Consider the following 5,949-nt stretch of genomic DNA (forward strand, 5'->3'; position numbering starts at 1 on the left):
CGCGCCGAGCGTGCCGGTCCACGGCGAGGCCGCGGCGGCCGGCACCGCCATGGCCGCCGCGCACGCGAGTGCCTGCGCGTCCCGGAAGTGCGGCTCCGGTCGGGCGGTGAAGGCGTCGACGAGGTGGGTGTCCACCCGTCCCTCGACGACCCGCGGTTCGTCCAGCAGTTCGGCGAGGAAGCCGAGGTTCGTGGTCAACCCGATGAGCGTGGTCTCGTCGATCGCCGCGCGAAGGCGGGCGAGCGCGGCGCCGCGATCCGGTCCCGCAGCGATCAGCTTCGCGACCATCGGGTCGTAGAACCCCGGCACCGCGCCGGACTCGTCGAACGCGGCCTCGACGCGGACGTCCGCCGGCCACCGGACCACTTCGGCGTGCCCGGGCGCGGGCCGGAACCCGTGTCCGGGGTCTTCGGCGTAGACGCGGCACTCGATGGCGTGCCCGGTGGCCCCGATCCGCCACTGCGGCAGCGGGAGCGGCTCGCCGTCGGCGACGCGCAGCTGCCATTCGACGAGGTCGAGCCCGGTGATCTCCTCGGTGACCGGGTGTTCGACCTGCAGGCGGGTGTTGACCTCGAGGAAGAAGAACCGGCCGTCGCCGTCGAGGATGAATTCGAACGTGCCCGCGCCCACGTAGCCGAGCGCGGTCGCGCCGCGCACCGCCGCGTCCAGCAAGGCGTGGCGGGTCGTCGGCGGCAGGTGCGGCGCCGGTGCTTCTTCGACGATCTTCTGGTGCCGCCGCTGCAGCGAGCACTCGCGCTCGAAGAGGTGGACGACGTTCCCGTGGTGGTCGCCGAAGACCTGGACCTCGATGTGCCGCGGCGCGGCGACGTACCGCTCGGCCAGCAGCCGGCCGTCGCCGAAGCCGGCGCGCCCCAGCCGCACCGCCTCCTCGACGGCCTCGGGCAGCTCGGCCTCGGTGCGCACGACGCGCATGCCCTTGCCGCCGCCCCCGGCGACCGGCTTGAGGATCACCGGGTACCCGATCCGGCGGGCGTCGGCGAGCAGGACGTCCGCCGACTCGGTCGCGTGCTCCGATCCCGGGAGGACCGGGACGCCGGCCGCGGCCATCAGCGCCCTCGCGCGGGCCTTGTCCCCCATCGCTTCGATCGTCGCGGCAGCCGGTCCGATGTAGACGAGACCGGCCTCGGTTACGCGGGCGGCGAACTCCGGGTTCTCCGACAGGAACCCGTATCCGGGGTGTACGGCGTCGCAGTCGGTCCGCAGGGCGGCGTCGATGACCGCATCCAGGTCGAGGTAGCTCTCCCGTGCCGCCGGCGGTCCGATGTGGACGGTCTCGACCGCGCCGGCCAGGTGGTCCGCGCCGGCATCGGCTTCCGAATACACGGCCACGTGGTCGACGCCCAGCCGGCGGCAGGTGCGCGCGATCCGGCGGGCGATCTCCCCGCGGTTGGCGATCAGCACACGTTTCGGCATCGTCCCCTCACATCCTGAAGACCCCGAAGCGGGTCTCCCGCTTCGGCGAGTCGGCGGCCATGGCCAGGCACAACGTCAGCCAGTCCCGCGTTTCGACCGGGTCGACGACGGCGTCGACCCACAGGCGGGCCGCGTAGTACAACGGCTGTGCCTGCCGCTCGTAGGAGGCGAGGATCGGCTCGCGGATCGCCGCCTCCTCCTCGGCCGTGAGCTCGCGCCCCTGCTCGGCCAGCCTGTCGGCGCGGATCTGCGTCATGACCTTGGCCGTCTGCTCCGCGCCGACGACCGTGGACCGCGCGCTCGGCCACATCGCCATCAGCCGCGAGCCCATCGACCGCCCGCACATCGCGAAGTTGCCCGCGCCGTAGCTGCCGCCGACGACCAGGCTGAACTTCGGCACCTTCGCGCACGAAACGGCGTTGACGAGCTTGGCGCCGTGCTTGGTGATCCCGCCTGCCTCGTACTCGGCGCCGACCATGAACCCGTTGATGTTGTGCAGGAACAGCAGCGGGATGTCCCGCTGCGCGCACACCTCGATGAAGTTCGCGGCCTTCTGCGCGCTCTCGGAGAACAGGACGCCGTCGTTGATCAGCACGCCGACCGGGTAGCCGCCGACGTGCCCGGTCCCGCAGACGATCGTCGGGCCGAAGCGGGCGCGGTACTCGGTGAACTCGCTGTCGTCGAGCAGCCGCGCGAGCACCTCGCGCGCCGGGATGTGCTCCTTCAGCCCGGCGCTGACGACGCCGGCCAGCTCGGCCGGGTCGTACTTCGGCGGGCGCGGCGGGCGGGACGGCGGCGCCAGCGGCGGCCCCGGGCTCCGCGCGGCGAGGTCGCGCAGGATCTCGAGCGCGTGGTCGTCGTTCTCGGCGAGGTGGTCCGCGACGCCGGTGACGCGGGTGTGCAGGTCCGCCCCGCCGAGCGTTTCCGCGTCCACGACCTCGCCGGTCGCCGCGCGCACCAGCTGCGGGCCACCGAGGAACACGGTGCCCGTGCCGCGGACCATCACCGTCTCGTCGCACATCGCCGGGATGTACGCGCCGCCCGCGGTGCACGAGCCCAGCACCGCCGCCAGCTGCGGCAGCCCCTCGGCGGACATCTCGGCGATGTTGCGGAAGATCCGGCCGAGGTGGTCCTCGTCGGGGAACAGGTCCTCCTGCAGCGGCAGGAAGACCCCACCGGAGTCGACCAGGTAGATACAGCCCAGGCCGTTCTCCCGCGCGATCTTCTGGCCGCGCAGGTGCTTGCGGACGCCGAGCGGGAAGTACGTCCCGCCCTTGACCGTGGCGTCGTTGGCGAAGATCACGAACGGCCGTCCGGCGACGATCCCCAGCCCCACGACCAGCGCGGCCGAAGGCACGGGCTCGTCGTAGACGTCGTGCGCTGCGAGCTGGCCGATCTCCAGCAGCGGTGTGCCGGGGTCCAGCAGCCGCGCGATCCGCCGGCGTGCGGTCAGCTTGCCGCGGGCCGCGTGCTTGCGGTGGGCCTGGTCGGTGCCCCCGGCGATCGCGGCGGCCCGGGCCGCGGCGATGACGCCGCGGTTGGCGTCGAAGGCTTCGGTGTTGCGGCGGAACGTGTCCGATCCGACGTCGACGCGCGACAGCAACGTGGTCATGCCCGCGCGCCCAAGGTGGTGACCAGGCCGGCGAACTGCTCGATCTCGGCGGTGGTCATGCTGGCGCGCAGCATGATCCGCAAGCCCGCCTTGCCGCGGCCGATGATCGGGAAGAAGATCGGCGAGACGTAGAAGCCGTTGCGGAACAGGTCCTGCGCGAGCCGGACGGTCGCGTCCTCCGAGCCGACCCGCACGAACCGGATCGGCAGGCCGTCACCGCGTTCACCGGTCTCCACCAGGCGGTCGAAGAGCGCGATGTTGTCCTGCAGCCGCTGCTGCAACGTGGTCAGCTCGTCGGTGCGGTGCAGCTCCGCGGAGGCGAGCAGGCCGCCGAGGCCCGCGGTGTTGATCCGCTGCGACCACATCAGCGGGCCGCCGTTGCGCTGCGCGGTGTCCAGCCGCCACTGGGAGCCGCGCTTGCCGAGGAAGATCGCGCCGCCGGACGCGCCGAACCCCTTGTTCAGCGACGTGATGATGATCGTCCGGTCGTTGATCTGGCCCAGCTCCTCCAGCACCACGCCGCGGCCACGGTGCCCGACCGTCGAGATGCCGTGTGCCTCGTCGAAGACCAGGAACAGGCCGTACTTCTCCTGCAGGGCCAGGAGTTCCTTCACCGGGGCCTGGCCGCCGGTGCTGTAGACGCCGTCGGCGACGTAGGCGACCCGCTTGTGCTGCTTGCACAACGCCTCCAGTGCCTCGACGTCGTTGTGCGGCACCACGGCGACTTCGGTTTCGTCGGCGACGCTCGGCTTCATCGCGTTGAGGCAGAAGTGCGCGTTCTTGTCGAACACCATCAGCGGCGGCTCGCCTTCGGTGAAGATCCCGGACGCGACCAGCGGGAGCGCCGCCCACGCGGCGGCGGCGCACGAGTTCAGCGTCACCGCCTCGACGTCGAACAGCTCCGACAGCGCGGCTTCGGCGTCCTTCAGCGCCCCGAAGCGGACGCGCATCCGGGACGTCGAGGTGTTGAGCGCCCCTTCGGCGAGCACGGCGTCGGCGGCGGCGCGCACCAGCTTCGGGTGCGTGTCGAGGCCCAGGTAGGAGTAGGAGGACATGTTGACGAACTCGTGGCCGTCCGCCAGCGCGCGGTGGCGGCCGTCGCCGAGCCCGGCGACGACGACGTCGAACAGGCCTGCCTTGTCGGTGACGTCCCAGAAGTCGTCGCTGATCCGGGCGGACTTCTTGATGTTCAGGAACGAGTGCACGGGTTCTCCTCGAGCTCAGTAGGTGTGGAAGCCGCGGCCGGTCTTGCGGCCGAGGTGGCCGGCTTCGACCAGCCGGGAAAGTGACGGCGGTGCCGCGTACAAGGGCTGTTTGAACTCTTCGTGCAGCGCTTTCGCGATCGCGGCGACGACGTCGAGACCGATCAGGTCGGCCAGTCGCAGCGGGCCCATCGGGTGCGCGCAGCCCAGCTCCATGGCCAGGTCGACCTGGTCGGCCGGGCAGTACCCGGTGTCGACCATGCGGATCGCGGCCAGGAGGTACGGGATCAGCAGGGCGTTGACGACGAACCCGCTCTGGTCGGCGACGGTCACCGGCCGCCGGTCCAGGGTGTGTTCCGCGAAGGCCGTCACTCGCTCGGTCACGGCGGCGGCCGTCGCCAGCGCCGGGACGATCTCGACGAGCCGCAACGCCGTGACGGGGTTGAAGAAGTGCAGGCCGAGAACGCGCTCGGGGCGCGTCGTCGCGGCGGCGAGCCGGGTGATCGCGATCGCCGACGTCGTGCTGGCCAGGATCGTCCCGTCGCCGGCGATCTTGTCGAGCGTGGCGAAGAGCCCGAGCTTGAGCTGCTCGTCTTCGGGGATCGCTTCGACCACCAGGTCGCGGTCGCCCAGTTCGGCCAGGTCCGTGCCGACGGTGATCCGCGCCAGCGCGGCGTCGCGCTCGGCGGCGGTCAGCTTCCCCTTCCCGACGCGGCGGTCGAGTGCCGCCGCGATCCGCGCCGGGGCCGACGTCAGCGACGCCTCCCGCGACACCGCCAGCCGGACGTCGAGGCCCCGGGTGGCGCAGAGCTCGGCGATGCCCGCGCCCATCGTGCCCGAGCCGACCACGCCGACCTTGGTGATTTCGTGTGCACCCACTTGTTCCCCGCATTCTGCCGCGCCGCGGCCATTCGCGGTACGACGTGAAGGAATTTGTCCTGTTCCGGAACGAGCTACCCGATCGTTCTCACGAAAGGGCGCGCCGGATTTCGTCGTGACACCCCATGCCCCGGTTCACTTCACCCCAGCCGTGGCGTTCGCCAGTCTGCCCATGACGGGCCCCGCGGCGCCATGGGGGCCGGTCCCCCAACTTTTCCCCGCCTGCGCGCTCCGGCCCGCGGAAAACCCTCCGAGCAGGACAGATCGCGCGCTCCGGGCAGTGGCCTGGACCACCGGTGCGGCTGGGGTCACGATCTTCGGACGCGACACTCTCGTGTCAACCCCCGAACGGCCGATTCGCGATCCGGCCCTTCCTCCGGCGCGAATCGGAAACCTGGGGGAACCCGCCCCATCCCCTTATCAGAACCCCGGCCGTGAATTCCAGCATCCGGTCCGGCTTGGCGCTGCCGAGGTTCTCGTGTATCTCCGTCAAGGGGGTCCCGAGAACTGGGGGAAGAAATTCGATGGGCGAATGCGATTATTCCGATGATCTTGCTCATTTCCCGGCATGCTGATCCGCTCGCCCGAGCTGGTCGGCCGGGACGAGGAGCTGCGGGCGCTCGCCGGCGCGTTCGACGACGCGCTGGCCTGGCGCGGCGGCGCTGTCTTCCTCACCGGGGAGAGCGGGATCGGCAAGTCCCGCCTCGCCCGTGAAGCGGCGAACCGGGCGGCGGGCCGCGGCGCCCGGGTACTGCGCGGGCAAGGCAGCGCGGTCGGCCCGGTCGTGCCGTTCCGGCCGCTGGCCGAGGCACTGCTGTCGCT

At 71.6% G+C, this 5,949-nt stretch carries 5 protein-coding genes; 1 reads left to right on the top strand and 4 read right to left on the bottom strand.

Annotation, left to right across the window (positions count from 1 at the left end; translation table 11 throughout):
• The 4 genes from G3I65_RS00840 to G3I65_RS00855 all read right to left on the bottom strand — a co-directional run.
• On the bottom strand, positions 1 to 1,434 hold a 1,434-nt coding region (locus tag G3I65_RS00840; RefSeq protein WP_160693816.1), incomplete at its 3' end, for an acetyl/propionyl/methylcrotonyl-CoA carboxylase subunit alpha.
• 7 nt (positions 1,435 to 1,441) lie between these two features.
• The gene (locus G3I65_RS00845) at positions 1,442 to 3,046 is read right to left on the bottom strand and encodes a carboxyl transferase domain-containing protein (RefSeq protein WP_160693818.1); all 1,605 of its coding nucleotides are present in this window, start codon (positions 3,044 to 3,046) and stop codon (positions 1,442 to 1,444) included.
• Positions 3,043 to 4,251 (bottom strand): aminotransferase class I/II-fold pyridoxal phosphate-dependent enzyme, encoded by a 1,209-nt coding sequence (locus tag G3I65_RS00850; protein ID WP_160693820.1) that lies wholly within the window; start codon positions 4,249 to 4,251, stop codon positions 3,043 to 3,045. Before G3I65_RS00850 ends, G3I65_RS00845 begins: the two co-directional genes overlap by 4 nt.
• Positions 4,252 to 4,266: 15 nt before the next feature.
• Complete coding sequence (locus G3I65_RS00855; protein WP_160693822.1) at positions 4,267 to 5,127, bottom strand: 3-hydroxybutyryl-CoA dehydrogenase; 861 nt, start codon at positions 5,125 to 5,127, stop codon at positions 4,267 to 4,269.
• Positions 5,128 to 5,695: 568 nt separating this feature from the next.
• On the opposite strand from G3I65_RS00855, the gene G3I65_RS00860 reads away from it, so the two are divergent.
• A partial coding sequence (locus G3I65_RS00860) for an ATP-binding protein (RefSeq protein WP_160693824.1) occupies positions 5,696 to 5,949 on the top strand: 254 nt, incomplete at its 3' end.

Origin of the sequence: Amycolatopsis sp. SID8362 (assembly GCF_010550475.1) — a bacterium.
GTDB classification, from domain to species: Bacteria; Actinomycetota; Actinomycetes; order Mycobacteriales; family Pseudonocardiaceae; genus Amycolatopsis; species Amycolatopsis eburnea.